This window comes from Collimonas arenae, assembly GCF_001584165.1.
Taxonomy (GTDB): domain Bacteria; phylum Pseudomonadota; class Gammaproteobacteria; order Burkholderiales; family Burkholderiaceae_D; genus Collimonas; species Collimonas arenae.
Map to the genome: position 1 here is coordinate 349,472 of NZ_CP013233.1, position 26,692 is coordinate 376,163.

The following is a 26,692-nucleotide window of genomic DNA, read 5'->3' on the forward strand; positions in this document are numbered from 1 at the left end:
CTGCAATGCAATGGAGATAATGATGGAACTGACGCAAACGTATGCCCCGCCCGCTAGCTTTATCAAGCGCTTGTCGGTAATCGACTGGCTGTTCGCCATTGCGCTGGTGGCGGCCTCGCTGTTCGCGTTGAACCGTTACGGTAGCCACATGGATTACTACGAGAAAGCGGTGCTGGTGCTGGCCGCACCGACTTTCGCCTGGCTCGGCTGGCACTGGAAATCGGTGCGCTGGCTGATGGCGCTGCTGGCGGTGTTGTCGTTGTCGGCGATTGCGATGTACGGTGGCGTGCTCGACATGGCCAACCAGAAATTCATCCTCAAATACATGCTCTCCAGCCAGTCGGCGATCTTGTGGATGAGCACGCTGTTTTTCCTGTCGACCCTGTTTTTCTGGGGCGGCCTGATCACACGTTCCGATTTCGGCGCTTCGATCGGCTCCAAGCTGTGCTGGGCCGCGGTCGTGATGGGATTCACCGGCATGCTGGTGCGCTGGTATGAATCGTACCTGATCGGTGCTGACATCGGCCACATCCCGATTTCCAACCTGTATGAAGTGTTCGTGCTGTTCAGCCTGATTACGGCCTTGTTTTATTTGTACTACGAGCAGCACTACCGCACCCGCCAACTGGGCGCCTTTGTTCTGCTGGTGATCTCGGCCGCGGTCGGTTTCCTGCTGTGGTACATGGTGTCGCGCGACGCCGCCGAAATCCAGCCGCTGGTGCCGGCGTTGCAGAGCTGGTGGATGAAGATCCACGTGCCGGCCAACTTCATCGGCTATGGCACGTTTGCATTGTCGGCGATGGTGGCGGTGGCGTACCTGTTGAAATCGCATGGCTACCTGGTTGACCGCTTGCCGGCGCTGGAAGTGCTGGATGATGTGATGTACAAGGCGATTGCCGTGGGCTTTACCTTCTTCACCATCGCTACCATTCTCGGCGCCTTGTGGGCGGCGGAAGCATGGGGCGGCTACTGGTCATGGGATCCGAAGGAAACCTGGGCGTTGATCGTCTGGCTCAACTACGCCGCATGGCTGCACATGCGCTTGATGAAGGGGTTACGCGGCCAAGTTGCCGCATGGTGGGCGCTGATCGGCTTGCTGGTGACCACATTCGCTTTCCTGGGCGTGAACATGTTCCTGTCCGGCCTGCATTCATATGGAGAGTTGTAAAGCGATGGTAAAGGCAATGCGGGAAAACCTGACGCCAGTCGATCTGGTGATTTTCGATTGCGACGGCACGCTGGTGGATAGTGAGACCGTCGCTACCGACGTGATGATTGAGTACCTTGCTGAATTGGGGACACAGTTGTCGTTTGACGAGGCCTTGAGCCGTTTCAAGGGCGGCCGGATGGCCGACTGCGTGGTGGAGCTTGAAGCAATGCGCGGCCAGCCATTGCCGGGCGATTTCACCAAGATATTGCGTGAGCGTATCGCGCATAACTTGCATCAGCGCCTGCAGCCGATCGAAGGTGCGCTGGAACTGGTGCAGTCGCTGCGCGTACCGTTTTGCCTGGCGTCGAACGGCCCATTGAAGCAGATCGAACTATCGCTTGGCATCACGGGTCTGCTGCCTTATTTCGAAGGCCGTATTTATAGCGCTTACGAAGTCGGCTCCTGGAAGCCGGCGCCGGACCTGTTCCTGCATGCAGCCGGCAAGATGGGTGTCGAACCATCCCGCTGTGCCGTGGTCGAAGACAGTATCCCTGGCGTGCAGGCCGGCGTGGCTGCTGGTATGCTGGTGTTCGCATTGCAGCCGGAACAGGTCGAGCCGAATCTTCCCAAACAGGCCAAAGTGATTTCCCGACTGGCAGAGTTGCACGATCACATTGATCTCGCCGGATAAGCGGATTTTGTTTGTACTCTTGTAAGGAATGGTCGGCCGGCTTGACTAAGGTCTGTCGCCACATCAAACCTCACAGGAGTTTTTATGCCGCTCTATCGTCGCCCCAACGGGATCGATCTTCCGTTTGCCTCCGAAATTACCCCACGAGAAATATTTGAGTCGCGCCGTAGCTTTATCAAGCAGGTCGCGGTAGGCGCTGTTGGTGCTGGCTCATTGCTCGAATTGTCGACCGGCGATGCCTGGGCGCAGGCTAGCGGAGCGCAAAAATTGGCAGCCAAGGCCAATCCAGCTTACGTCGTGATGGACAAGGCCACCCCGTACAAGGACGCTACCACCTACAACAACTTCTATGAGTTCGGCACAGATAAAGCCGATCCTGCCGAAAATGCCGGCAGCCTCAAAACCCGGCCCTGGACAGTCTCGATTGAAGGTGAGGTCAAGAAGCCGATGACGCTGGATATCGACAGCTTGCTGAAACTGGCGCCGCTCGAAGAGCGTATCTATCGGCTACGCTGTGTGGAAGGCTGGTCGATGGTGATTCCATGGATCGGTTATTCGCTGTCGGCGTTGATCAAGAAAATGGAGCCGACCGGCAACGCCAAATACATCGAATTCACGACGCTCGCAGATAACCGTCAGATGCCAGGCCTGCGTAGTCCTGTGTTGGAATGGCCGTATGTCGAAGGCTTGCGGATGGATGAGGCGATGCATCCGCTGGCCCTGCTGACGTTCGGCATGTACGGCCAGGTATTGCCGAACCAGAGTGGCGCGCCGGTTCGCATGGTACTGCCGTGGAAATACGGATTCAAATCCGCCAAGTCGATCGTCAAGATCCGTTTCGTCAAAGACCAGCCGAGGACGGCATGGAATATCGCGGCTGCGCGTGAGTACGGCTTTTATTCCAACGTCAATCCGGACGTCGATCATCCACGTTGGTCGCAGGCGACCGAACGCCGCATCGGCGAAGACGGCTTCTTTACCAAAAAACGCAAGACATTGATGTTCAACGGTTACAGCGATGTCGCTTCGCTATATACCGGTATGGACTTGAAAAAATATTTTTGAGATTTGCGGGATATCCAGCATGTTTAATCCAACACCAAGGCAATTCAAAACTCTCAAGGCAATCCTGTTCGTGCTGGCGCTGCTGCCAGCGTTGCGGCTACTGTTGTACGCGTTTACCGATCGGCTGGGTGCCAACCCGATCGAATTCATCACGCGCAGCAGTGGTGACTGGACACTGTATTTTCTGTGCATTACGTTGGCGGTGACCCCGCTGCGCCGGTTTACCAACTGGAACTGGCTGGTCAAGTTGCGCCGCATGCTGGGTTTGTATGCTTTCTTCTATGCCTGCCTGCATTTCATAACCTTCCTTTGGTTTGACCATTTCTTCGATCTGGCCGAGATGCTCAAGGATGTCGTCAAGCGGCCTTTCATCACGGTCGGTTTCATTGCTTTCGTGATGTTGCTGCCGTTGGCGCTGACCAGTACCAACGGCATGATCCGGCGGCTCGGAGGCAAGCGATGGCAATGGCTGCACCGCAGTCTTTACGTGATTTCCATGCTGGGGATACTGCATTTCTGGTGGATGCGCGCGGGCAAACACAACTTCGAAAAACCGATCCTGTTTGGCGCTATCGTTGCCGCGTTGTTGCTGGTGCGGGTTTATTTCGCGCTACGTAATCGCGCCGGACAACGCGCTGCGCTTCAGAAGCGCCAAGTCACGCCAAGCCCTACCTGACGCTGGGTTTGCGACGCACATGCGCCGCAACCCAAACCGAATTTGATGCCGGCGTCGAGATCGAGATTGGGATTCGGCGAATAAATCACTCCGCTCAGGATGTAGCCTGGATTGCTACTGGCATGGCGATCGCCGCTTGTATCGCTGGCGCGTTCGGTGTTGCTGACAATGCCGGCGTCGAATGCCAGGCTCCATTTCGGATTGATCGCATAGAGCGCTGCCACGGAGGCGCGCCAGACTATGGTGCGGTTGGCTTGCTGGTCGCTTAGCAGGCGGTAGCGATTGTAGTAGGCCGCCAGGTTCCCGCTGAAAGCCCAAGAGTCGCTTTGATAGCTGCCGATCAGCGTCAGCGACATGCTGCTGTCGCCATGCCCCAAACCCTGATTGGGATCGCCGCTGGGGAAGGTCAGTTCCGGCTTCAAACCCAGGCTGAAATTATCTACTTCCAGCAGGCGCCATTTGAGTCCCAGCGCGATATCGTTGATACCTGACGGATGGGATACCGTCAGTGGCGGATTGACATAGACATCGAGATTCTGCAACAAGCCGTAGCTGTAGGTGAAATTAGCTACATGGCTGTGGATATCGTCCTGACGCAGCCAGTCCGTGTTCAGTTCGACCTGCTGATTGCTGTTGCCTTGGGTGCTGGTGTCGTCGGTTACCAACGGATGATTGGCATGAGCGGCCTGAATCAGGCAACACGACGAGATGGCAGTGACGATTAGCTGGCGCACGGTCTTCCTATCTGTCCGCTTAAGCCGATATGTTGGTTCCAGGCGACCAGACCAGCATCGATTTCAGGGGAGGCGGTATTCAGCGAGCGGTACGCCATCCCGCCTCCCCTGTATGAAAAGTGCCATGTGAAGCAAGCTGCTACTTGGTTGCCGGTGTGTCTAAAGTTTTCGGTGGGATTTCGGGGGCGGCTGGCACGGTGAATGTGGTTGCCTGGTCGGATTCTTTGGATTTCTCTTCGGAAACATTCGGCTTGGGTGCAGGTGTTGTCGTTTTGGCAGCGGGAGGTGGCAGTGGGACCGGCATGAACAGCGGCCCTTTTTGGCCGCAAGCCGCCAGTAATGCCGACAAAGTAAGCGTAGCGGCAATCATTGCGGCTCGCGAAAAATCAAAAGTGGGCTTCACGGATTAGAATCACAGTTTAACGAAACGGATTGGAGTGTAGCATGACAGAATCAGAATTCCTGGCCGCGGCCGAGGCTGCCCTGGACAAGATTGAAACTGCGCTGGAGAGCGCCGCTGAGCAGACCGACCTGGATGTAGAGTGCAGTCGTAGCGGGAATGTGCTGGAGATCGAGTTTGTGGATAACGGCAGCAAGATTATCGTCAACAGCCAGGCGCCGATGCAGGAGTTGTGGATCGCCGCAAAATCCGGTGGCTTCCATTACAAACAGAAGGGTAACATTTGGGTGAATACCCGCGACGGCTCCGAATTTTTTGCCGCACTGTCAGGAATGATCAGTTCCCAGGGAGGAGTGCCGGTAACCCTGTAGTTTTTCTTTGTGGTGGCGCTCCGCAAGTGATTTGTCGGATGCGCAATGTGTCGTAAGATACGAATGACAAGATGTTGTTTTGATACGCTCGCGCATTTCGGCTTCATAATGGACTTGATTACACGGTTCGCAAGGGCCGCATCAAGGAGAGTTGTTCAACGCTTCTCAACTATCGATCGACAACAATGAATACGATAATGATCAGGGATTCGGACGAACCAATCGATTGGCAGGGCAGTTCCGCAGGTGGCGGTTACGCCGTTGCCTCTCTATCTCCAGCCGCCGTGAAGCCGCGCGTATCAGCCCGTATCCTCTCCATGATAGGAATGGCTGGTGCCGCCGTCGGATTCACGCTAGCCGCCGCAGCGGCGCCAAGTCCTAACGTGACCAATGCGGCAAATGCAATCAACGGAGCCAATGCTGCTGCTAATGTCGCCAACACCGGCGGCTTGCCGAACGCTGTCACTGCTGCGGCCGCTGAAGCGCCGCGTCACTGGACGGCAGATACCAGCAACGGCTGCAAGATCTGGAGCCCGGAGCCGATTGCTAATGAAATTTCTGCGCGTTGGAGCGGCCGCTGCGAGAATGGTCTGGCACAAGGTCCTGGGACAGTTCGCTGGCTGAGTAACAACAAGCAGGTCGCCGAACTGACCGGCACTATGGAACAAGGCAAGGTGCGTGGTCATACCACCGGGGTCGAAGAGCCCGGCAACCGTTTCGACGGCATGTTCATCGATTCCCTGCCGGAAGGTGAGGGCAAGGCAAGCTATGCCGATGGATCGACCTATGCCGGCGAGTGGCACCGCGGCCGGCAACTGGGATATGGGATCATGACATTTCCGCCGGCACATCCGCAGTATCAGGACATGCTGAACAATGGCAAAGGCGTCAGGACCGACAACGGCATTTATGTCATGCGTGGTTGGTGGGAAGGGAAGACTTTCGTGACTGCCTGCGATAGCGAAGAAGAATGTGAAAAAGCCGTTGTGGCGTTGATGAAACAGGAGCAGGCCACCACTGCTGCCAAGGCCGTCGCAACTACGCCTGCAACCTCGCCGGCGCCGGCCGCCGCGGTACCAGCGCCATTAGCGGCGCCGGTAAAGTCGATAGCGACACCGGAGAGCTCTGCCGCGACACCCGCAATTCCCGCCGTCGAAACCGGCAATGCGCCAGCATCCCCGCCATCTGCGACGCCTGCCGTCGAGCCTGCCGCAATGACTGCCGCTCCTGTTTCGGATGTGCCTGCTACACCCGCAACCGAAGCGCCGGCCATCGAGCCAGCTGCGTCACCGATAGTTCCAGCACCGTCGACAACTGGCAGCGAGTCAGCGGTGGTGCCGGCACCGGAAGCACCTGCTGCTGAGGCGACGCAAGCCCCAGCAGCAGCGCCGGCCTCGCCTGTCGAAGCACCGGCCCCCATGGCTGAACCAGCACCTGCCGCGGCAATGCCAGCAGCCGGACCGACTGTTGAGCCAGAGGTTCCGAAGGCGCCGCCTCCCGCGGCGGAGGACCCCGCCAACATGCCGACGCCTTCGGCGCCTGCCGATCCGGCTCCCGAACAGCCTGTCCTGCCTGCAGCTTCGGCGCTGACCGGGATTTCACATTTCAAACGGACATAGTTGATGACGCGTGCACCACATTTTGGCAAGACAATCGAGTTTAATGAAACCACCGTATTACCTGCATCGGGCGAGCGCCGGTGGTCCAGGTGGGCGCTGGCATGCGTCGCTCTTCTGCAGCTGATGTCGCCCGCCTCGCACGCGCAAATGCGTGCTGACCTGCCGGCCAACAAGGCGGCCGCGGCCGGGCCGAAAAACCTGCTGGCGGAAGCTGCGCGCAGCATCGGCGTCAAGCAGTGCCAGCCGGCGATTACCCGTCTATCTGCGTTGGCGATCAACGGCACGCGTTCGCATGACGTGCTGGTTGATTGGGATCGGGCACACCCGGATCGTGGACCGTTTTTTTCACTTACCGGGATCGAGTATGCCGGGGCTTCAGCGGCGGTATCCATTACAGCCGTGCCGCAAGATGGCGGCGCCTGTTCAGTTTCGGCGGAACGGATTTCGATCGCCCCCTATTCGTGCAAGAGCATTGCCGATACCGAACTGAAAGGCTATAGCGCGACGGCACTGCTGCCGACATTTACAGTTTATGTTTCACCGACCGAGCCGGGTGGATCGGTGTCGCTGGTGGATTCGCCGCCGGGATGTCTGATTATTCGACGCTACGTACAGTACAACTGGACCGAACAGACAAAAATGGCCGTGCCGGCGCGTTAGGAAAATCATTCAATCGCTGAATCAAGACATGAAACCTTTATCCCGTACCTTGCGCATCGGTATCACCATTGGCTTGCGCCAGGAAAATGAATCCATGTGGACGAACGGCATCAAGCAGAATGCTCTCTATCTGGCTGAGAGCTTGAAGCAATGCCCGAGCGTGGCTTCGGTGCATCTGGTGAATACTACGGCGGTTGCGATCACCCCGGCGCTGCCGTGGGACCAGGCGCGCTGGCCGACCGCAACGTTCGAGCATGCCAAGGACAACCTGGATGTGCTGATTGAACTCGGCGGGCAGGTCAACGCCAATCAGACTGCGTATCTGAAAGAGCATGGATGCCGATTGATCTCCTACTGTTGCGGCGTCGAATATGTGAACGTGATGCAGTCGATGCTATTCGATAGGCCGATGTGGGGGTACGATCTGTTCGTCAACCAGCGCTACGATGCCATCTGGATGGTGCCGCAGGTGGCTAACAGCAGTCAGTCGTATTTTGAAACCTTGCGCCGCCGTCCGGCTCAGGTGGTGCCGTTTGTCTGGGACCCGATTTTCGTCAACCAACGCAGCCAGGATTTCGAGCATCATGGCGAGTACCGTCCACAGCCGGGGCCGAAGCGCCTGACCGTGATGGAGCCGAATCAGGACATCGTGAAATTCTGCATGTATCCCGTGTTTATTGCCGAAGAAGCCTATCGGCAGCGGCCGCAGGATATTGCGCTGTTGCAGGTCACTAATGCGGACCGGCTGGCGCATGAGAGCAAGGAATTTGTCGCGGTGATGAATCAACTGGATATTGTGCGTCAGCACAAGGCGGTTTTCGTGGGACGTCACGATACGCCGCAGTTTCTCAGCGAGATGACCGATGTGGTGATTTCACACCAGATCGAGAACGCGCTGAACTATTTTTATTTCGACGTTTGCTGGCAAGGTTATCCTCTGGTGCATAACGCGTACATGTGTCGCGACCTCGGTTACTTCTACGAGGGAAACGACGTGCGTGAAGGCAGCCGCAAACTGATCGAAGTGCTGACAACGCATGATGACAACTGGCAGGATTACATTGCGCGGCAGCGCCAGGTGCTTGGCCGCTATCTGCCTGCTTGCCCGGAGGTGACCGCCGAGTATGAGCGATTGCTGACTACTTTGCTGCAACAACCGTTAGTATGATCAGACGGCTTTTAATTTTTGCTAATCCATGAAAAAAATCAATGTAGGAATTTCCGTCTTTGCCGTCAATGGTGCGCAGATATGGTCGAACGGCATCAACCAGAACCTGGCGTTCCTGGTGATGCTGCTGCAGCACAGTCCGCAAGTCGGAAAGGTGTTTTTGTTGAACGGCGGCGATCTGGATCACATGCCGGCAGAGATGGGGCTGGGTCTGCTAGATGTGTCGTTGGTCAAGCCGCAGGACGTAACATTTGAAATTGATGTAGTGATTGAAATGGGCGCGCAGCTGCCGCTGGAATGGTTGCGTCATGTTCGCGCGCTGGGTGCCAAGATCGTCACCTTGTTTGTCGGCCATACCTATGCCGACAACGCCGAGGCACCAATGTTCGGTGGCGCGAGCGGGCAGATTTTCAATGGCACGCCATGGCATGAGATTTGGACACTGCCGCATCACATGAAAACCAGCGGGCCTTTACTGCGTACCGTGTCGCGTGTTCCTGTGCATGCTGTGCCGCATATTTGGGCGCCGCTGTTTTTGCAAAAGCAGATCGACGTGGTGGAGAAAGACGGCCATCGGTTCGGCTACAAGGCGAGCCGCGGCGCAGACCGGCCCGGTTGGCGCACGGCGATTTTCGAACCAAATATTTCGGTCGTCAAAAGCTGCTTCATTCCGATGCTGGTTTGCGAACAGGCATTCCGGCTGGATCCGCGCTCGGTCAGCATGATGATGGTGATGAACACGGTGCAGATGAAAGAACACCTGACGTTCAACCGTTTTGCGATCAATCTTGATTTGACCCAGCAGCACAAGGCGACCTACGAGCCGCGCGTATCGTTTGTCGATTGCATGGCGCAGCAAAAGATGGATGCAGTGGTGTCGCATCAATGGGAGTGTGGTCTCAACTACCTGTACTACGACGCTCTCTACGGCGGCTATCCGCTGATCCATAATTCAGAGTATCTGAAGGCCGACGGTATCGGCATCTATTACCCGGATTTCGAAGCCAGTGTTGGCGGGCAGGTGCTGCTCGATGCCTGGCATCAGGAACCCGAATTCTGGGATGACTATAAAAAAACCGGGGCGGCCTACTTGAGCAAGCTTGATCCGGCCAACACGGACAACGTGGACGCATTTGTGAAAAGACTTCAACACCTGGTGGAGGGCCAGCCATGAGCACCTCGTTGCCACAACGGAAATTACGTGTCGGCGTAACGCTGCATGTGCGGTCCGGGCCGCAATCGATCTGGGAAAACGGCATCTTCCAGAACTGTGCTTTCCTGGTACAACTGTTCAACCAGTCGCCGGCAGTCGAGCGGCAGTCCTGGTGCTGGACGGTCAGCCCGATCAGGTCAACGACGCCATGATGCTGGGCGATCTCGGGATCGACATGATTGGCCTCGACCAGGCGATGCAAACGCTTGATGTCGTGGTTGAAATGAGCGCGCAACTGAACGAAGACTGGGTGCGCCAATTCCGCGAACGCGGCGGCCGCTATGCGTGGATGCGGGTCGGCAACGATTATGTGATCGATATCGAACGTGCGATGTTCAACAAGCCGCATGGCGGCCTGTGCAGCAACAAGCCCTATGATGCAGTGTGGACCTTGCCGGAGTACTTGCGTAGCTGCAAGGATTATTTCGGCCTGACCGCGCGGGCGCCGGTGCACATCGTGCCGCATTTGTGGACACCGCTGTTTTTTCAAAAGGGCATTGACACGTTGCCGAGTCATCTCAGCTTCGGCTATCAGCCTGGCAAGCCGCGTTGGCGAGTGTGCAGCTTCGAGCCGAACGTCTGCATGGTCAAGACTTCATTGCTGCCGATGCTGGCATGTGAGGAGGCGTATCGCGCGCAACCGGGATTCCTGGATTCGCTGCGTGTATGCAATACCTTGCACCTGAAGGAGCATCTGAAGTTTACCCAGTTCGCGCGTTCGCTCGATGTCGTGAACCATGGCCTGGCGTCATTTGAAGGTCGTTTTGCAGTGTACGAATTCATGGCCAACTATGGCGACTGCATCATTTCGCATCACTGGGAAAACGGTCAGAATTATCTGTATTACGAAGCCTTGTACGGTGGCTATCCGCTGATCCACAACTCGGAATTCATTCGCGACTACGGCTACTATTATCCTGAGTTCGATTCGTTCGCTGGCGGCCAGGCGGTGTTGAAAGCATTTGCCACGCATGACGCGCAGTTGGATGATTATCGCCAGAATGCAAAGAAGTTGTTACGCACTCTCGATATCAGTTATCCGGAAAATATCGAGATCTATACACTGCGCTTGCTCGATTTGTATTCCAAGTAAAACAGCCGCTCTCTGGTCAATCCAGGGAGCGGCTGTGGTGTGGTTGGCCGATAGCGTCTGACTTTTGTCAGTCTCCGCACGATCAGAACAATTCGTTCTTGACTTCGTCCTTGGCTTTTTCTTCTTCTGTCGGTTCTGTCGTACCGCCGCCCAGGCTTTGGGTGGCGACTCCCGGTGGGTACTCCGCGTAATAATATTCGCTGCCTGAGTGGATCAGTCCATCTGGCACCACGCGGTCTTCGATCGGAACGCCTTTCAGCGCCTGTTGCATGAAACTGATCCAGATCGGCAGCGCCAGGCCGCCACCAGTTTCCTTGTCGCCCAGGCTCTTCGGCTGATCGTAGCCCATCCAGCCGACCGCGACCAGCGAGGGCTGATAGCCCGCGAACCAGGCATCCAGCGAATCGTTGGTCGTGCCAGTCTTGCCTGCCAGGTCGGTGCGGTTGAGCGATAAAGCCTTGACTGCGGTGCCGTAGCGCACCACGTCGCGCATCATGCTATCCATCAGATAGGCGTTGCGCGGATCGATCACCCGATTGGCTTCGTCGCCGGCTACTTCCGGATGTACCTGAGATAGCACGTTGCCGTTGGCGTCGGTGATCTTGCTGATGATGTAAGGACTGACCTTGTAGCCGCCGTTGGCGAATACGGCATATCCGCCGACCATCTGCAGTGGTGTGACGGCGCCGGCGCCCAGCGCCAACGTCAGGTATGGCGGATTTTTGTCAGCATCGAAGCCGAAACGCGTCACATACTCCTGACCGTATTTGGCACCGATCTTGTCAAGGATGCGTACCGACACGACATTCTTTGACTTCGTCAATGCCCGCCGCATGCTCATCGGGCCTTCGTACTTGTTGCCATAGTTCTTCGGCTGCCAGATCTGGCCACCGGTCTGGCCGCCGCCGTAGGTGAGCGGCGCGTCATTGATGATGGTGGCCGGTGACAAGCCCTTTTCCAGCGATGCCGAATAAATGAAAGGCTTGAATGACGAGCCTGGCTGACGCCACGCCTGCGTGACGTGGTTGAATTTGTTACGGTTGAAATCGAAGCCGCCGATCAGCGCGCGGATGGCGCCGTCCTTGGTGTCGGCGGCGATAAACGCCGATTCCACTGCGGGCATCTGCGTAATGGTCCAGTTTTTCCCTTCCAGCATGACGCGGATGATGGCGCCGCGCTTGACCTTGCGCTGTGGCGGCGCCTTGTCGCTCAGCAGATTGGTGGCGATGCTCAGGCCGGCGCCGCTGACGCTGATTTCCTGGCCCGACGACAGCACCGCGCGCACCAACTTGGCGTGGCTTCCAGTACTACTGCTGCAACGATTTCATCGCTGTCAGGGTGGTCTGCCAGTTCCACCTCAATTGCGTCTTCTGCTGCCTCCTTGGTGCTGTCCGGGATGTCCATATAGCCTTCGGGGCCGCGGTAACCGCGCCGCTTTTCGTAATCCATGACGCCGCGTCGCACAGCAATATAGGCGGCATCCTGATCGGCCTTGGTGATGGTAGTGAACACATTCAGGCCGCGCGTGTACGTGTTTTCCTTGAATTGGTCGTACACCAGCTGACGCGCCATTTCGGAGACGAATTCCGCGTGAATGCCGAATTCGCTGGCGCCGGTCTTGGTATGCAGTGGCTCGTTCTTGGCTTGTTCGTATTGGGCCTGGGTGATGTAGCCGAGTTGCAGCATTCGCAGCAAGATGTATTGCTGGCGTACGGTTGCCCGCTTCGGATTGACGATCGGATTGTTGGCTGACGGCGCCTTTGGCAACCCGGCCAGCATCGCTGCTTCGGCAACCGTGATGTCCTGCAGCTTCTTGCCGAAATAAATCTGTGCTGCCGAGGCAAAGCCGTAGGCGCGCTGTCCCAGATAGATCTGGTTCATGTAGACCTCAAGGATCTGGTCCTTGGTCAGGTTGCGCTCGATTTTCCAGGCCAGCGGAATCTCATAGAGAAATTTGCGCGAAGCTTTCTGGAAGAAGGTCGGTTCATTGCTGGTCAGGAAAAAATTACGCGCCACCTGCTGCGTGATCGTGCTGGCGCCGCCGCCGCCGCCGGTCAGGTTGGAAAAGGTGGCGCGCAGGATGCCTTGGTAATCGACTCCACCGTGCTGGTAGAAACGATCGTCTTCGATCGCCAGGACGGCCTTTTTCATGACGTCGGGTATCTCGTTGATATGCACCAGACTGCGCCGCTCTTCGCCGAACTCGCCGATCAGGACGCCGTCAGCGGAAAAAATCCGCAATGGGATCTTCGGTTTGTAATCGGTGAGCGAGTCCAGTTCCGGCAAATTCGGATAGGCCATAGCCAGCATCAGCAGAAAAGTTAGCGCGCCGATAATGAACAGACCGGCAACAATGCCAAAAAAACCAAGCAGCAATCGCAACAGCAGTGGCATGCGACGGTGAGGTGCGGGGAAATCGGGGTGTCGCTAGCTGAGTCTGTAGGCGTCATGCGAGGCGTTTTTGAAGTAGGAATGCCACGCATTATAGCGGCACAGCAGTTGGCTCAAAACTTGCTCTGCATCATGCGGTCTTGATGCTGGTGCAATTTCGTTGCGAAATTCAGACAAAATTTGTCGGTGAAAAACAAATTACCATGGATGGAGTGCGTGTGGCGCAACATTACATAATATATAGGCAATTGCCCACAGGAAAATTTCTTTACAGTACCGTCCTCTTATTGCTACGATTTCACGTTACTAAATTTAACATTGCTGTAAGCCCTGTTTTACAGGTTTTTCCTAACTTCGAGACGGTACTCTGTTTATGCGACCGCCTTGTAGGCAGAATGTTCCCCAAATAATACATACAGGGAGAAATGCTCTTGGCATTCGATCTTGGATCGCTGATCGGTAAAAAGAACCCACCCTTGGTGGGCATTGATATAAGTACATCGGGCGTGCGGCTGGTGGAGCTGTCCGAGTCCGGCAAGGATCAATTACGCCTTGATCGTTACGCCTCTGAACCGCTGCCACGCGGTGCGGTGGTGGACGGCAATATTGAAAACATCGAGCAGGTCACGGAAGTGGTCCGGCGGCTTTGGAAAAAAAGCGGCTCGAACACCAAGCTGGTGGCTTTGGGGATGCCGCCAGCATCGGTGATCACCAAAAAGATCATTCTTGCGAGCGGCATGCTGGAAGAAGAGCTGGAGATGCAGGTCGAATCCGAGGCCAGCCAGTACATTCCGTTTGCCCTGGATGAAGTCAGCCTCGATTTCGACGTCATCGGTCCGGCGCAACATTCGCCTGACGACGTCGAAGTGCTGCTGGCAGCGACGCGCAAGGAAAAGGTCGAGGACCGGGTGGCGGTGATGGAAGCTGCGGGCCTCAAGCCGACTGTCATGGATATCGAATCCTATGCAGCGCGCGCAGCGATCAATCGCATCATCGGCCAGTTGCCGAAAGCCGGGCAAGGCCAGATCGTCGGCCTGTTCCAGATCGGCACCCAGACTACTCATGTCTCTGCGTTGCTGGACGGCCAGTTGATTTATGAGCGCGAACAGCCATTCGGCGGCAACCAGCTGACGCAGGATATTGTGCGCGCTTATGGTTTGTCTTATGAAGAGGCAGATTTGAAGAAGCGCACCGGCGACCTGCCAGAAGGTTATCAGCAGGAAGTGCTGAATCCTTTCCTGGAGAGCGCGGCGCTGGAAGTCACGCGGGCGATCCAGTTCTTCTTCACCTCGACGCCTTATACCCGTCTGGACCAGCTGTTCCTGGCCGGCGGTTGCGCAACTATCCCCGGTCTGGTGGAAGTGGTTGCCGGCCGGGCCAAGATTTCGACATCGGTCGTCAGTCCTTTTACCGGCATGCAGCTCGGCCCGAATGTGCGGGAAAAACAATTGCGCCTTGATGCGCCGTCCTATCTGGTTGCTTGCGGCCTGGCCATGCGGAGGTTCGGCTGATGATCAAAATTAATCTTTTACCGCATCGCGAAGCCAAGCGGAAGCAGCGCAAGAATGCTTATTTCGCCATGCTGGTGCTGTCCGCGATTGTCGGTCTGATAACGGTATTGCTGGTGGGGCATTTTTCGCCAACAGCATCTCCAAACAGAATGAGCGGAACAGCTTCATCACTGCAGAAAATGCGCGTCTTGATGGTGAAATCAAGGAAGTGGCGACACTCCGGCAGGAAATCGATGCATTGAAGGCACGGCAGCAGGCTGTTGAGGATCTGCAAAGCGATCGTAATCAGCCGGTGTACCTGATGGACGAGTTGGTCAAGCAAGTGCCGGAAGGCGTCTACCTGAGTTCCTTCAAGCAGGACGGGCAGCGGGTCGCCTTGAACGGCTATGCGCAATCGAATGAGCGGGTTTCCGAGTTGCTGCGCAACTTGGGCAACAACTCGGCCTGGCTGGAACGTCCGGACCTGATTGAAATTCGGGCAGCCAACATTGGCGGTACCGGTCGCGACAGCAAGCATGTGTTTGCGTTCACCGTTAACGTCGGCATCAAGCGTCCTTCTGACAAGGATGCGAAGGATGCGGGGGCGATACCGAAAAAAGCTGGCGCCGGCACCATTGCCGCAGCCGCGCCACCCGCAACCATCAAATGAGAGACGCGCAATCATGGATTTGAATAATTTGGGCGCCTCGCTGGGGGCGCAGTTCCGCGGACTGAATGGCCGCCATCCTGGCCAATGGCCGATCGTTCCGCGCATCTTGTGCGGCGTCGGTGTCTTTTTACTGGTGTTGGTGGTCGGCTGGTTTTTTACTGGAGCGACCAGCAGGACGAACTGAATGCCGGCGAGCAGAAGGAAGTCCAGCTGAAGGAGCAGTACAAGTCAAAAATCCAGCAAGCCATCAACCTCGATGCCCTGCGTAAGCAGAAGCAGCAGGTCGCCGAATATGTGGTTACGCTGGAGAAGCAGCTGCCGAGCAAGGCGGAGATGGATGCGCTGTTGTCCGATATTAACCAGGCTGGTTTGGGACGGGGTTTGCAGTTCGAACTGTTCAAGCCCGGCCAAGTGGTAGTGAAGGACTACTACGCGGAACTGCCGATCAATATCAAGGTGAATGGCAATTACCATGACGTCGGCTCGTTTGCCAGCGACATCGCCAATCTGCCGCGGATCGTGACCCTGAACAACATGAATTTGGTAGCAGGCAAAGATGGCTCGCTGAGCCTGGATGCGATTGCCAAGACCTTCCGTTATCTGGATAAGGACGAAGTCGCGGCGCAGCGCAAGGTCGCCGATTCAGCTAAACAGAAAGGTCAAAAATGACGTTTTTTCGCATTGGGCGTCTGACCCAGGTGACATTTTTTGTCGCAATCATCTCAACTTTGTCAGGTTGCGGCGACAGCGGCGTCCAGGACGTGAAGGAGTGGATGGCCGACGCCAAGAGCCATGCCAAGGTCGGCATCCCGAAGCTCACCGAGCCGAAGAAGTTCGTACCTTTCGTGTATGGCGGGCGACCAGCATCGATCCATATAATCCCAGCAAGCTGTTGGTGGCGCTGGCGAAGTTGCAGGGTAAATCGAACGGCCTGAAGCCGAATCTGGATCGGCGCCGTGAAACTCTGGAAAACTACCCGTTGGACACGATCAAGATGGTGGGTACATTGCAGAAAGTCGGCTTGAGCTACGCCTTGCTGCAAGTCGACAAGACCGTGTTCCAGGCCAAAGTGGGGAATTACATCGGACAGAATTTCGGCATGGTTACAGCCATCAATGAATCCGAAGTAACTTTGAAAGAAATCGTACAAGATGCGTCCGGCGAATGGGTCGAGCGCGATGCCAAGTTAGCGTTGCAGGAGAGCACAAAATGATTGCAGCAGGAAAAAAATTCGTTAACCTGAGCGTAGGCCGGCTGAGCGCGATTCGACAGAAAGCGTTGATGCTATGCGCGTTGCTGTTCCTGGCAGGAGCCGGAACTGCGGCGCTGGCGGCGGACAATAACGCCATCACGTCGATCAATGCCAATCAACAAGGCGCCAACGTTATTGTTCGCGTCAATTTCAAGCGGCCGTTGACTGCCGCGCCAACCGGTTTTTCGATTATCAGCCCGGCTCGCATCGCGCTGGATTTTATTGGAATCGATAATGCCACCGGCAAGACTTCGCAAGACATCAGTCTGGGCGATGTCCGCAATGTAGTCCTGGCACAGGCGGACGACCGCTCGCGCCTGGTCTTCAACCTGAAGCGTTCCTTGTCTTATGCAACGGCGTTGGATGGCAATACCCTGGTCGTCACTATCGACGGTTCAGGTGGCCTGGCCGCACCGGTCAATGCAGCAGGAATTCCTGCAAGCCCGGCAGCAGCTACAGCGAACGCGGCCGCAGCACCGGCGCCAGCACCATTGTTGAACGGCAAACCGGCTTTGCGCGATATTGATTTCCGCCGTGGAACAGCAGGAGAGGGCCGCGTGGTGATCGATCTGCCGAATACCCAGGTCGGTGTCAACGTGCATCAACAAGGCCAGACGGTCGTGGTCGATTTCCTGAAAACCGCCTTGCCGGAAGTCTTACGCCGCAAGCTGGATGTCGGTGATTTCGGCACCCCGGTAAAGACCATTACGACGGTAACCCAAGGCGACAATGTGCGCATGATCATTGAGCCGAAGGGTCTGTGGGAGCAAAGCGCCTACCAGACCGACAGTCAACTGGTGATCGTGGTCAAGCCGCTCAAGGAAGATCCGAACAAGCTGGCGCAAGGCACGCAAGGCTATCGCGGCGACAAGCTGTCGCTGAATTTCCAGAACGTCGAAGTGCGCTCCGTGCTGCAGGTGATCGCTGACTTTACCGGTCTCAATATCATCACCAGCGATACCGTTGGCGGCAATCTGACCTTGCGTCTGAAAGACGTGCCTTGGGATCAGGCGCTGGATATCGTGATGCAGGCCAAGGGTCTCGACATGCGCAAGAACGGCTCCGTCATCTGGATCGCGCCGAAAGACGAGTTGCTGACCAAAGAGAAGCTTGAACTTGAGCAACGTTCGCAAATTGCCGAACTGGAGCCATTACGCACCGAGTCTTTCCAACTGAACTATCAAAAAGCCGAAGCCTTCAAGAAGGTATTCGGAATTGATGATGCAGGTGGCGGTGGCGGCGGCGGCAAGAAAAACAGCATTCTGTCATCGCGCGGCAGTGCCGTGATCGATCCACGTACCAACCAATTGTTCGTGACTGATACGCCGACTATCTTGCAAAACATCCGCAATCTGGTTTCGAAGGTCGATATTGCTTCACGTCAGGTATTGATCGAAGCGCGGATGGTGGAAGCGAATGACGGTTTCAGCCGCAATCTTGGCGCCAAGCTCGGCTTTGGTTTCAGCAGCACTAATGTGGCAGCCGGCGGCCAGCAGGCCACGACGACGACCACCACGACCGGTAGCAATCTGGCACCAGGCGTAACCGGCAACTCGGTGAACCTGCCTGCGGCGCCAAGCACCGGCACCGCTGGTTCGGTCGCCTTGAGCCTGTTCAATGCAGCGGCATCCAAGTTCATCAGCCTGGAATTGTCGGCTTTGGAAGCAGATGGCCAAGGGAAGATCATCTCCAGCCCGCGCGTCGTTACAGCTGACCAGCAAAAGGCATTGATCGAGCAAGGTACTGAAATTCCTTATCAAAATGCTACCAGCAGCGGTGCCACCTCGGTTGAATTCAAGAAAGCCAACCTGAAACTGGAAGTCACGCCGCAAATCACGCCTGACGGCAACGTTATCCTGACGGTTGACGTGACCAATGATAGCGTGGGCGCCGTCGTTCCTGGCGGTGTCTCGATCAATACCAAGCACGTCCAGACCCAGGTTCAGGTTGAAAATGGCGGTACAGTGGTAATCGGCGGTATTTATACCCAGACAATTTCAAATGATGTTAATAAAGTGCCACTGCTTGGAGATATTCCGGTTCTGGGTTATCTTTTCAAACAATCGGCAGTTACTAACAAACGAACTGAATTATTGATTTTCCTGACGCCGAAAGTCGTTGTTGACCGGATTGCTGCGCACTAATTGCACAGGGACACCGGCTCAGCGCCGGTGTCCGCATTTGAGCAAAAGGTTGAGTGGTGAAATGGTGCGTTGCACATGAAAGGCAATATCTTTCTGGTCGGCCTGATGGGCGCGGGCAAGACTACGGTTGGCCGTGCCCTGGCAAAGAAACTCAACAAGTTATTCATTGATTCCGATCATGAAATCGAGGCGCGTACTGGCGTCTCGATTCCGTTGATCTTTGAGATTGAAGGCGAAGAGAGCTTTCGGCAACGCGAAGCCGAAGTGATACGCGATCTGAGCGCACGGCGCGGGATCGTGCTGGCTACTGGTGGCGGCGCCATCCTGAAGCCGGAAAATCGCGCATATCTGAAATCCCGCGGCACCGTCATTTACCTGCGGGCCAGCGTCCATAACATTCTCCAGCGCACCAGCCGCGACAAAAGCCGGCCGTTGCTGCAAACCGCGGATCCGCGACGGCGCCTGGAAGAACTGTCTCGGCAACGAGAGCCGTTTTATCGCGAGGTGGCCGATATTGTCATCGACACCGGGCGACCTAACGTACAATTCCTGGTACACAGTATCCTGAGCCAACTTGACCTGTTGCCGGATGATCCCGACACTGAGGCAGATATTGCCCAATCTGTCGGCAGTCAGGTGAGCGGCGCAACCAATATTTCACCGAATTTTCCTATGACTCAACCGGTTTCTTCCCAGAACCACGCCCCAACCATCAGTCTGCAAGTGGAGTTGGGAGAACGCAGCTACCCGATCGAGATCGGCTCCTCACTGTTGGGCGATCGCGAGCGTATTGCGCGCCTGATCAGCGGCCGGCAGGTCGCCGTGGTGACAAATACTACAGTGGCGCCGTTGTACCTGCAGCGTTTGACCCAGACCTTGCAGGAGGCCGGTAAGAGCGTGCTCGAAATCATCTTGCCGGATGGCGAGGAAGAAAAGAACTGGGCCAGCCTGATGCAGATCTTTGATCGTCTTTTGGCTGCCAAATGCGACCGCAAGACCACCCTGATTGCCTTGGGCGGCGGAGTGATCGGCGATCTCACCGGATTTGCTGCGTCCGCATACATGCGCGGAATTCCTTTCGTGCAAATTCCGACCACGCTACTGGCGCAGGTCGATTCTTCGGTGGGCGGCAAGACCGGCATCAACCACCCGCTCGGCAAGAACATGATCGGCGCCTTTTACCAGCCGCAAGCGGTGATCGCCGATACCCTGACGCTGCATACACTGCCGGATCGTGAATTGTCGGCCGGCCTGGCCGAGGTCATCAAATACGGCGCCGTGATCGATGCCGCATTCTTCAAATGGATCGAAGACAATATCGATAAATTGATGGCGCGCGATAACGCTGCGCTGGCGTATGCAATCCGTCGCTCGTGCGAACTCAAAGCTGACGTAGTGCGGCAGGATGAGCGCGAAGGCGGTTTGCGTGCGATCCTCAATTTCGGCCATACCTTCGGTCACGCGATCGAGTCCGGCCTTGGCTACGGCAAATGGCTGCATGGCGAGGCGGTCGGCTGCGGCATGGTCATGGCCGCAGATCTATCGCATCGCCTGGGCCACATCACGGCGATCGACAAGGAGCGCTTGTGTGCTTTGGTGCGCGCTGCCGGCCTGCCGACCGAGGCACCGAATCTTGGCGTGCAGCGCTGGCTGGAATTGATGCAGGTCGACAAGAAGAACGAAGGCGGCCAGATCAGATTCATCCTGATGAAGCCCTTGGGCAGTTATCTGATCAGTGCCGCGCCGCAGGACGCGTTGCTGGCGACCATCCAGCAACTTGCCTCGGGAGATATGTCGCGATGAATCCGGAAGCGTCTCTCGCCACTTACGCCGCACATTCTGCGCAGTCGCGAGGACGCTTGTTTGACGAAACGCCGCCCAGCGCCCGCACCGAATTCCAGCGAGACCGTGATCGCATCGTCCATTCCACCGCTTTCCGCCGGTTGGAGTACAAGACCCAGGTGTTCGTCAATCACGAAGGCGACCTGTTCCGCACGCGCCTGACCCACAGCATCGAAGTAGCCCAGATCGCGCGCTCGATTGCGCGCAACCTGCAACTGAATGAAGACCTGGTGGAGGCGATTTCGCTGGCCCACGATCTCGGTCACACACCGTTTGGCCATGCCGGCCAGGATGCACTGAATGCCTGCATGGAGCCGCATGGCGGCTTCGAGCACAACCTGCAAAGCTTGCGCGTGGTGGATCAGCTGGAGCAGCGCTACGGTGCGTTTGACGGCTTGAACCTGATGTTTGAAACCCGAGAGGGCATCCTCAAGCATTGCTCGCTGGCGAATGCTCGCAAGCTCGGCGATATAGGCCAGCGTTTCATCGACCGCAAGCAGCCGACGCTGGAAGCGCAAGTGGCCAACCTGGCCGATGAGATCGCTTACAACAATCATGATGTCGACGATGGCTTGCGCTCGGGTTTGCTGACGCTGGAGCAAATGAACCAGATCGATTTCTACGCGTTGCACAGCCGCGAAGTAGAGCGGATTTTTCCTGGATTGACGGGGCGGCGTGCGATCAATGAAACGGTGCGGCGCATGATCAATGCGTTGATCACCGACCTGATCCAGACATCGCAGGAGCGAATCCAGGACGCGAAGGTGCAGACGCTGGACGATGTGCGCAATGCGCCGCCGCTGATCGCATTTTCCGACGGCATGGCGCAGCAGGCTGCCGTTCTCAAGCGCTTCTTGCGCGAAAACCTGTATCGGCATTATCTGGTCAATCGAATGACCAGCAAGGCGCGCCGCATCGTCGTGGAATTGTATGAGTGTTTTACCGATGAACCCGCATTACTGCCGCCGGACTATCAATTGCCGGCCGATGGCCAGCACAGTCCGCAGCAACAGGCGCGACAGGTTGCCGACTACATCGCCGGCATGACCGATCGCTATGCCATACGTGAACATAGGCGCTTGTTTCTGGTGGACGAAGGACATCTCTAAAGGTTGCGCTGAAGCCAAGCGCATCATCGCAGCAGCTTGGGTTAGACTTGGTTGTTATCTACTTAACTTCATCAAGGATCAATTATGCGTCGCGTATACCAAACAGCAGTGACATTGACTCTGGCCTTGTCGGCAACTGCCGCGCTGGCTCTATCGTTGAGCGACCTGAGTAACCAGGACGCCAGCAGCGGCCTGAAAGCCGCGTTGCAAAAAGGAGCGGACGTTGCCGTCTCCAAGCTGGGCGTGGAAAACGGCTTTCTGAATAACGACAAAGTGAAAATCGGTTTGCCGGGCATACTTGAGAAGGCGCAGCCAATACTGAAAATGACTGGCAAGGGCCAGCAGCTGGATGACCTGGTGGTGTCGATGAATCACGCTGCAGAATCTGCTGTACCGCTGGCCAAGCCGCTGTTGATGAATGCGGTCAAATCGATGTCGGTGACGGATGCAAAAAATATCCTGACAGGCGGCGATACTTCCGTGACCGATTTTTTCAAGCAGAAGACCTCGGCTGAATTGGGCCAGAAATTCCTGCCCATCGTCAAAGGCGTGACCGATCGCAATGGCCTGTCGGCGCAATATAACGCGATCATGGGACAAGTCGGCAAGACCGGCATGGTGCCGGCCCAACAAAGCACGGTAGAAGGTTATGTGACCCAGCGCGCGCTGGATGGGCTGTACACTATTATCGGTGAAGAAGAGAAAGCGATTCGCCAGGATCCGGTTGGCGCAGGCAGCGCGATCATCGGCAAGGTATTCGGTGCGCTGAAGTAATTATCGGCGTATGGGCAATCCGGGGTAATGATTGTTCCCGGAAAAATAACAAAGGGCGCATTGACTGCGCCCTTGTTCATTCATTGGCGCGAGCCATGCAGCTCGTACGCCTGGGTTCGATTAACGGCCGGTTCAGGTCGCGGCGGGTAGTTCTTCAGGAAGATGCTTGATGGCATCGTGCTGGTGATCCTGCATCTTGTCCTTGTATTTGATCACCTGGCGATCGAGCTTGTCGATCAGTGCATCAATGGCGGCATACAGGTCGTGAGCGATGCTTTCAGCATGCAGGTCCTTTCCTTTTACGCGCAGATTGATTTCCGCTTTTTGGCGCTTTTCTTTTTCAGTGATTTTGTCGACGGTCAGAATCACACTGATATCGATGACCTGGTCGAAGTGGCGTTTGATACGTTCCAGCTTGCTTTGTACGTATTCGCGAATGGCAGGGGTTAATTCGAGGTGATGCCCACTGATGGTGAAGTTCATACAGCGCTCCTATGAAGAATATTGCTGGCGGTTCTGAACAGGTTGCGTTGAATCTTTAGGCGAGCAATCAAGAGCGGACTGCTCTGGCAAGAATCGGTAAAACCCGCTTTGTCTGAACACAGCAAGGGTAAGCTCTACAATCAAACCACAAAAAACTACAAGGCCTTGCGCAAATTAACAGACGGAATCTTTAGTGCTTCGCGATATTTTGCGACGGTGCGGCGGGCGACCACCATACCTTGTTCCGCAAGCATGTCGGCAATCTTGCTGTCAGAGAAAGGATTTTTTGAATCTTCTGCTCCTATCAGTTGTTTAATGAGTGCCCGTATCGCTGTTGAGGAAGCCTCTCCACCTGCCTCAGTAGCAACATGGCTGCCGAAGAAATACTTCAGTTCAAACATCCCGTGGGGAGTGAGCATGTATTTCTGAGTGGTTACACGAGAAATAGTGCTCTCGTGTAGACCCAGTGTATCAGCTATTTCACGCAACACAAGCGGCCTCATTGCGACCGCGCCGTGTGAAAAGAAGTTCCGCTGGCGCTCGACAATTGCCTGTGCCACTCGCAGGATAGTGTCGAAACGCTGCCGCATATTCTTGATCAGCCATTTGGCTTCCTGCAGCTGAGAAGTCAGCGCGCCTTCCCCTTTGCTTTGACGCAAAATGTTGGCATATAGAGCATTTACGCGCAGTCTTGGCATGACGTCATTGTTCAACATGACCTGCCAGCCTTGCTTTGAGCGCCTGACGATGACGTCCGGCACTACGTAGTCGGAGGTGTTGGCGGCGAACGGCGCGCCGGGGTGAGGATTACATTGCTTGATGATGGTCTGCGCTTCACGCAGGTCCTCGTCATCACATTCAAGCGCTTTCTTAATCTTATTGAAATCACGTTGCGCAAAAAGCATCAGGTGATCTTGCACAATCGCCAATGCCAGGCGACGCGTGACAAATGGCACTTTGACAAAGCGATTGATTTGCAAGGTCAGGCATTCGGATGCATTGCGCGCGCCGACGCCGGCCGGATCGAAGCTTTGCACCATGCTCAGTGCCGTCGACAGTTCCTCGATGTCAATTTCCAGCTCGGCCGGCAGGCGCTCATGGATTTCCTCCAGCGACTCTTCCAGGTAGCCGTTGTCGTCCAGCGCATCGATCACCAGTTCGACCAGCGCCCGATCGCGCAGATCGGAGACGGTTTCTCGCATCTGCTGCTGCAGGTGTTCGCGCAATGTCGATTCGTGAGCTTCCAGCTGTGGCCGCGCATCTTCGTCGTCCGGAGTCTTTGCGTTGCGGGCGACATCGTCGAAACTCCATTCGCCTTCACTGCTTTCTGGCGTGCTTTCGCTGGCGGCAGGGGTATCGAAACTGGCTTCGCTTTCGGTCGGCGAGCTGCTCACTTCACTGTCCCCAACCGGTGCATCCATGGTCGAGGTCGAGCCGCTGATGGCGCCGTCGGCCAGCAGGCGCACGGAGTTGTCGAGTGGGTCATCGACCCGTTCCAGCAGCGGATTGTCTGAGAGAATTTGTTCCAGCTCCTGATGCAGTTCGAGCGTGGACAATTGCAATAGTCGGATCGACTGCTGCAACTGAGGTGTCAGCGCAAGATGCTGCGAGGTGCGTAGCTGGAGTGATTGTTTCATAGCTCTCGTGCGGACAATTCACTTCTATTCTTAACTGCGGGACCGAACTTGAAGACTGCAGCAGCACAGCCCATCAATCTGCCCACGACTCATTGGACAACGGAAAATTTATTCAGAAAATAACCAGCAGAATTTCAGGCATGGCTACATGCGGAAATGCTCGCCCAGATACACGCGCCGTACCGACTCGTTGGCAATGATGTCGTCCGGACTGCCGCTGGCCAGCACGCTGCCTTGGTTGATGATGTAGGCGCGGTCGCAAATGCCCAGCGTTTCACGCACGTTGTGGTCGGTGATCAGTACGCCGATGCCGCGTTCTTTGAGGAAGCGCACGATGCGTTGGATCTCGATGACGGCAATCGGATCGATCCCGGCGAAGGGTTCATCCAGCAGCACGAAGCGAGGATTGGTCGCCAGTGCCCGAGCGATTTCGACGCGCCGGCGTTCGCCGCCGGAGAGCGACAACGCCTGGCTCTCGCGCAATTTTTCAATCTGCAATTCATGCAACAGCTTCTGCAGTTGTTCGTCGATTTCTGCCTTGGTGAGTGGCTTGCCGTTGGGCTGCTGCAGCTCCAGCACGGCGCGAATATTGTCTTCCACCGTCAACTTGCGAAATACCGATGCTTCCTGCGGCAGGTAGGACAGGCCGAGCACTGCGCGGCGATGGATCGGCAGGCGCGAAATGTCTACGCCGTCGAGGTCGATTTCGCCGCCGTCCGATGGCACCAGACCGACGATCATGTAGAACGACGTGGTTTTGCCGGCGCCGTTCGGCCCCAGTAAACCGACCACTTCGCCGCACTGGACGTTGAGTGAAACGTCATGCACGACCTGGCGCGCACCGTAGCTCTTCTGCAGGCCTTTAACGATCAGGTTGCTTGGCTTACCGGGCATGGCGCTCATTGGGCGACTTTCGGGCGTGGCTGGATCACCGCGCGGATGCGGCCGGCGCCAGGCTGGCTATTGCCGTTGACCGTATTGTTGACGGAATAGAATTCGGTGCGGCTGTCGTAGGAGATGAATTCGCCGTTGACCTCATCGGTCGGCTTGTCACCCTGCAGGCGACGCATCTGCGCCTTGGAAAACAGCTTGGTGACTTCCGTCTTGCCGTCATATTCGATACGTTCGGCGTGGCCATCGATCCACAGGTCCGGGCCGCCATCGCGTTTCTGCTTGAATGTGGCGAGCTTGCCAGGATCCGCGTACAAGACCGCATACTGATAGCCGGACGGATCGGTGGTCACCACCACGCGGTCGGCCTTCATCAGTAGTGTGCCGCGCGTCAGCACCACGTTGCCGGTGGCAACGTTGACCTGCTTGACGTCATCATACGTGAGCTGGTCGGAATCGATCAGCGTCGGCTTGTCGGAATCGGCTTTTTCCGCATGGGCAATGCCTATGGCGCTGAGCAACAACAGAGAAAGCAAAAATAATCGTTTCATGAAAAATCCTGGATAAAGGATGGAACCGCATACATAAATTGTGTGCCTTGCGCTTAATGCGGCTTTGGCGGAAAGACGCCGTGGACCTTGCTGAACATTTTCAGCACGCGCGTGGAATTATTGAAATACATGCCGGTGCCGTTTAGTTTCGATTGCCCCAGCGTGATTTCTGCCGGCAGATCGGTTTGCATGACATCGTCGTCCGGCAGCAACAACAGGTACTCCGATTTCAAGTGAAAATTGTCGGCCATCGCAGTCTTCGGGCGATCGGCGTTGACATCGCCATACAGGTGCACCTTGCTGTTGTCGTCTTCAACCTTGCCGCGGTCGGCGCGCAAGTTCATCGGTGGCTTTTCCTTGTCCAGGCTGTGCACGATCGGTTTCTGAATGTCGAAAGAGTCGTCGACCGGATTGTGCGTCAGCAGGTCGCCGGAGATGTTGTAGCGTGGCTGTCCGGTGGGTGACATTTGCACGTAGTTGAAAGTTTCCACGTAATAATCCGGCTCCACGCGCGCCGGCTTCGGCAGTAGTTCGTCGGTATCCTTGTGCATCACTTGCACCAGCCAGAAACTGCCCAGCGCAAATATCACGAACAGGACCAGCAGCAGCATGAAGCGG

General features: G+C 56.2%; 22 protein-coding genes and 4 pseudogenes. 18 read left to right on the forward strand and 8 right to left on the reverse strand.

Annotated elements, in window-relative coordinates:
* The first annotated feature begins 22 nt into the window (after positions 1–22).
* The 4 genes from ccsB to CAter10_RS01680 all read left to right on the forward strand — a co-directional run bounded on the left by ccsB (position 23) and on the right by CAter10_RS01680 (position 3,582).
* On the forward strand, positions 23–1,168 hold the full coding sequence (gene ccsB, locus CAter10_RS01665) for a c-type cytochrome biogenesis protein CcsB (protein WP_061535115.1): 1,146 nt from the start codon (positions 23–25) through the stop codon (positions 1,166–1,168).
* A gap of 4 nt (positions 1,169–1,172) precedes the next feature.
* A complete protein-coding gene (locus tag CAter10_RS01670; RefSeq protein ID WP_231879124.1) occupies positions 1,173–1,841 on the forward strand; it encodes an HAD family hydrolase in 669 nt (222 codons plus the stop codon).
* Between the two features lie 84 nt (positions 1,842–1,925).
* On the forward strand, positions 1,926–2,906 hold the full coding sequence (gene msrP, locus CAter10_RS01675) for a protein-methionine-sulfoxide reductase catalytic subunit MsrP (protein ID WP_061532033.1): 981 nt from the start codon (positions 1,926–1,928) through the stop codon (positions 2,904–2,906).
* A 19-nt stretch (positions 2,907–2,925) separates the two neighbouring features.
* Positions 2,926–3,582 carry a protein-methionine-sulfoxide reductase heme-binding subunit MsrQ gene (locus CAter10_RS01680; RefSeq protein ID WP_061532034.1) on the forward strand — a complete coding sequence of 219 codons (657 nt, stop codon included), beginning with the start codon at positions 2,926–2,928 and terminating at the stop codon, positions 3,580–3,582.
* On the opposite strand, the gene CAter10_RS01685 is transcribed toward CAter10_RS01680, so the two are convergent.
* Both CAter10_RS01685 and lptM read right to left on the reverse strand, forming a co-directional pair.
* The gene (locus CAter10_RS01685; protein WP_061532035.1) at positions 3,549–4,316 is read right to left on the reverse strand and encodes a transporter; all 768 of its coding nucleotides are present in this window, start codon (positions 4,314–4,316) and stop codon (positions 3,549–3,551) included. The two genes, CAter10_RS01680 and CAter10_RS01685, sit on opposite strands and share 34 nt — an antisense overlap.
* 139 nt (positions 4,317–4,455) lie before the next feature.
* Positions 4,456–4,686 carry an LPS translocon maturation chaperone LptM gene (gene lptM, locus CAter10_RS24435; protein WP_128082956.1) on the reverse strand — a complete coding sequence of 77 codons (231 nt, stop codon included), beginning with the start codon at positions 4,684–4,686 and terminating at the stop codon, positions 4,456–4,458.
* 74 nt (positions 4,687–4,760) lie between these two features.
* Between lptM and cyaY the strand changes: the two genes are divergently transcribed.
* The 6 genes and pseudogenes from cyaY (at position 4,761) to CAter10_RS01720 (ending at position 10,840) form a co-directional block, all read left to right on the forward strand.
* Positions 4,761–5,087 (forward strand): iron donor protein CyaY, encoded by a 327-nt coding sequence (gene cyaY, locus CAter10_RS01695; protein ID WP_061532037.1) that lies wholly within the window; start codon positions 4,761–4,763, stop codon positions 5,085–5,087.
* A gap of 197 nt (positions 5,088–5,284) precedes the next feature.
* Positions 5,285–6,706 (forward strand): hypothetical protein, encoded by a 1,422-nt coding sequence (locus tag CAter10_RS01700; protein ID WP_061536900.1) that lies wholly within the window; start codon positions 5,285–5,287, stop codon positions 6,704–6,706.
* Positions 6,707–6,709: 3 nt separating this feature from the next.
* Positions 6,710–7,366, forward strand: a complete 657-nt coding sequence (locus tag CAter10_RS01705; RefSeq protein ID WP_061535117.1) for a hypothetical protein — start codon at positions 6,710–6,712, stop codon at positions 7,364–7,366.
* A gap of 28 nt (positions 7,367–7,394) precedes the next feature.
* Positions 7,395–8,534: a DUF2827 domain-containing protein gene (locus CAter10_RS01710; RefSeq protein ID WP_061532039.1), complete on the forward strand. Its 1,140-nt coding sequence runs from the start codon at positions 7,395–7,397 to the stop codon at positions 8,532–8,534.
* A gap of 28 nt (positions 8,535–8,562) precedes the next feature.
* Positions 8,563–9,708 carry a DUF2827 domain-containing protein gene (locus CAter10_RS01715; RefSeq protein WP_061532040.1) on the forward strand — a complete coding sequence of 382 codons (1,146 nt, stop codon included), beginning with the start codon at positions 8,563–8,565 and terminating at the stop codon, positions 9,706–9,708.
* Positions 9,705–10,840, forward strand: a pseudogene (locus CAter10_RS01720) (DUF2827 domain-containing protein). The gene CAter10_RS01715 and the pseudogene CAter10_RS01720 overlap by 4 nt, the downstream one beginning before the upstream one ends.
* A gap of 82 nt (positions 10,841–10,922) precedes the next feature.
* Here the strand turns inward: CAter10_RS01720 and CAter10_RS01725 are convergent.
* Positions 10,923–13,234, reverse strand: a pseudogene (locus CAter10_RS01725) (penicillin-binding protein 1A).
* A gap of 428 nt (positions 13,235–13,662) precedes the next feature.
* Here CAter10_RS01725 and CAter10_RS01730 point away from each other — a divergent pair.
* The 8 genes and pseudogenes from CAter10_RS01730 (at position 13,663) to CAter10_RS01765 (ending at position 22,512) form a co-directional block, all read left to right on the forward strand.
* On the forward strand, positions 13,663–14,742 hold the full coding sequence (locus CAter10_RS01730; protein ID WP_231879128.1) for a pilus assembly protein PilM: 1,080 nt from the start codon (positions 13,663–13,665) through the stop codon (positions 14,740–14,742).
* Positions 14,742–15,391: pseudogene (locus CAter10_RS01735) on the forward strand (PilN domain-containing protein). The gene CAter10_RS01730 and the pseudogene CAter10_RS01735 overlap by 1 nt, the downstream one beginning before the upstream one ends.
* Positions 15,392–15,401: 10 nt before the next feature.
* Positions 15,402–16,060 (forward strand): annotated as a pseudogene (locus CAter10_RS01740) (type IV pilus inner membrane component PilO).
* A 100-nt stretch (positions 16,061–16,160) separates the two neighbouring features.
* Entirely contained in the window at positions 16,161–16,604 is a 444-nt protein-coding gene (locus tag CAter10_RS01745; RefSeq protein ID WP_335340179.1) for a pilus assembly protein PilP, read from the forward strand.
* On the forward strand, positions 16,601–18,787 hold the full coding sequence (gene pilQ / locus CAter10_RS01750) for a type IV pilus secretin PilQ (RefSeq protein ID WP_231879129.1): 2,187 nt from the start codon (positions 16,601–16,603) through the stop codon (positions 18,785–18,787). The genes CAter10_RS01745 and pilQ overlap by 4 nt, the downstream gene beginning before the upstream one ends.
* Positions 18,788–18,862: 75 nt before the next feature.
* The gene (aroKB, locus tag CAter10_RS01755; protein WP_061532042.1) at positions 18,863–20,590 is read left to right on the forward strand and encodes a bifunctional shikimate kinase/3-dehydroquinate synthase AroKB; all 1,728 of its coding nucleotides are present in this window, start codon (positions 18,863–18,865) and stop codon (positions 20,588–20,590) included.
* Positions 20,587–21,738: a deoxyguanosinetriphosphate triphosphohydrolase gene (locus CAter10_RS01760; protein ID WP_061532043.1), complete on the forward strand. Its 1,152-nt coding sequence runs from the start codon at positions 20,587–20,589 to the stop codon at positions 21,736–21,738. Before aroKB ends, CAter10_RS01760 begins: the two co-directional genes overlap by 4 nt.
* Positions 21,739–21,822: 84 nt before the next feature.
* On the forward strand, positions 21,823–22,512 hold the full coding sequence (locus tag CAter10_RS01765; RefSeq protein WP_061532044.1) for a DUF4197 domain-containing protein: 690 nt from the start codon (positions 21,823–21,825) through the stop codon (positions 22,510–22,512).
* 132 nt (positions 22,513–22,644) lie between these two features.
* Here the strand turns inward: CAter10_RS01765 and hpf are convergent, their stop codons facing one another.
* The 5 genes from hpf to lptC all read right to left on the reverse strand — a co-directional run bounded on the left by hpf (position 22,645) and on the right by lptC (position 26,685).
* Positions 22,645–22,995 carry a ribosome hibernation-promoting factor, HPF/YfiA family gene (hpf, locus tag CAter10_RS01770; RefSeq protein ID WP_061532045.1) on the reverse strand — a complete coding sequence of 117 codons (351 nt, stop codon included), beginning with the start codon at positions 22,993–22,995 and terminating at the stop codon, positions 22,645–22,647.
* A gap of 155 nt (positions 22,996–23,150) precedes the next feature.
* Positions 23,151–24,632 (reverse strand): RNA polymerase factor sigma-54, encoded by a 1,482-nt coding sequence (locus CAter10_RS01775; RefSeq protein ID WP_061532046.1) that lies wholly within the window; start codon positions 24,630–24,632, stop codon positions 23,151–23,153.
* 144 nt (positions 24,633–24,776) lie between these two features.
* On the reverse strand, positions 24,777–25,535 hold the full coding sequence (gene lptB / locus CAter10_RS01780; protein ID WP_197467169.1) for an LPS export ABC transporter ATP-binding protein: 759 nt from the start codon (positions 25,533–25,535) through the stop codon (positions 24,777–24,779).
* Positions 25,532–26,074 carry a lipopolysaccharide transport periplasmic protein LptA gene (gene lptA / locus CAter10_RS01785; RefSeq protein WP_061532047.1) on the reverse strand — a complete coding sequence of 181 codons (543 nt, stop codon included), beginning with the start codon at positions 26,072–26,074 and terminating at the stop codon, positions 25,532–25,534. The genes lptB and lptA overlap by 4 nt, the downstream gene beginning before the upstream one ends.
* Positions 26,075–26,127: 53 nt before the next feature.
* On the reverse strand, positions 26,128–26,685 hold the full coding sequence (gene lptC, locus CAter10_RS01790) for an LPS export ABC transporter periplasmic protein LptC (RefSeq protein WP_061532048.1): 558 nt from the start codon (positions 26,683–26,685) through the stop codon (positions 26,128–26,130).
* Positions 26,686–26,692 lie beyond the last annotated feature (7 nt).

What these genes read in the sequence shown, in the direction of transcription:
- ccsB (WP_061535115.1), top strand. Translation starts at nt 23, where the DNA reads ATGGAACTGACGCAAACGTATGCCCCGCCCGCTAGCTTTATCAAGCGC.
- CAter10_RS01670 (WP_231879124.1), top strand. Translation starts at nt 1,173, where the DNA reads ATGGTAAAGGCAATGCGGGAAAACCTGACGCCAGTCGATCTGGTGATT.
- msrP (WP_061532033.1), top strand. Translation starts at nt 1,926, where the DNA reads ATGCCGCTCTATCGTCGCCCCAACGGGATCGATCTTCCGTTTGCCTCC.
- CAter10_RS01680 (WP_061532034.1), top strand. Translation starts at nt 2,926, where the DNA reads ATGTTTAATCCAACACCAAGGCAATTCAAAACTCTCAAGGCAATCCTG.
- lptM (WP_128082956.1), bottom strand. Translation starts at nt 4,686, where the DNA reads ATGATTGCCGCTACGCTTACTTTGTCGGCATTACTGGCGGCTTGCGGC.
- cyaY (WP_061532037.1), top strand. Translation starts at nt 4,761, where the DNA reads ATGACAGAATCAGAATTCCTGGCCGCGGCCGAGGCTGCCCTGGACAAG.
- CAter10_RS01700 (WP_061536900.1), top strand. Translation starts at nt 5,285, where the DNA reads ATGATCAGGGATTCGGACGAACCAATCGATTGGCAGGGCAGTTCCGCA.
- CAter10_RS01705 (WP_061535117.1), top strand. Translation starts at nt 6,710, where the DNA reads ATGACGCGTGCACCACATTTTGGCAAGACAATCGAGTTTAATGAAACC.
- CAter10_RS01710 (WP_061532039.1), top strand. Translation starts at nt 7,395, where the DNA reads ATGAAACCTTTATCCCGTACCTTGCGCATCGGTATCACCATTGGCTTG.
- CAter10_RS01715 (WP_061532040.1), top strand. Translation starts at nt 8,563, where the DNA reads ATGAAAAAAATCAATGTAGGAATTTCCGTCTTTGCCGTCAATGGTGCG.
- pilQ (WP_231879129.1), top strand. Translation starts at nt 16,601, where the DNA reads ATGATTGCAGCAGGAAAAAAATTCGTTAACCTGAGCGTAGGCCGGCTG.
- aroKB (WP_061532042.1), top strand. Translation starts at nt 18,863, where the DNA reads ATGAAAGGCAATATCTTTCTGGTCGGCCTGATGGGCGCGGGCAAGACT.
- CAter10_RS01760 (WP_061532043.1), top strand. Translation starts at nt 20,587, where the DNA reads ATGAATCCGGAAGCGTCTCTCGCCACTTACGCCGCACATTCTGCGCAG.
- CAter10_RS01765 (WP_061532044.1), top strand. Translation starts at nt 21,823, where the DNA reads ATGCGTCGCGTATACCAAACAGCAGTGACATTGACTCTGGCCTTGTCG.
- hpf (WP_061532045.1), bottom strand. Translation starts at nt 22,995, where the DNA reads ATGAACTTCACCATCAGTGGGCATCACCTCGAATTAACCCCTGCCATT.
- CAter10_RS01775 (WP_061532046.1), bottom strand. Translation starts at nt 24,632, where the DNA reads ATGAAACAATCACTCCAGCTACGCACCTCGCAGCATCTTGCGCTGACA.
- lptB (WP_197467169.1), bottom strand. Translation starts at nt 25,535, where the DNA reads ATGAGCGCCATGCCCGGTAAGCCAAGCAACCTGATCGTTAAAGGCCTG.
- lptA (WP_061532047.1), bottom strand. Translation starts at nt 26,074, where the DNA reads ATGAAACGATTATTTTTGCTTTCTCTGTTGTTGCTCAGCGCCATAGGC.
- lptC (WP_061532048.1), bottom strand. Translation starts at nt 26,685, where the DNA reads ATGCTGCTGCTGGTCCTGTTCGTGATATTTGCGCTGGGCAGTTTCTGG.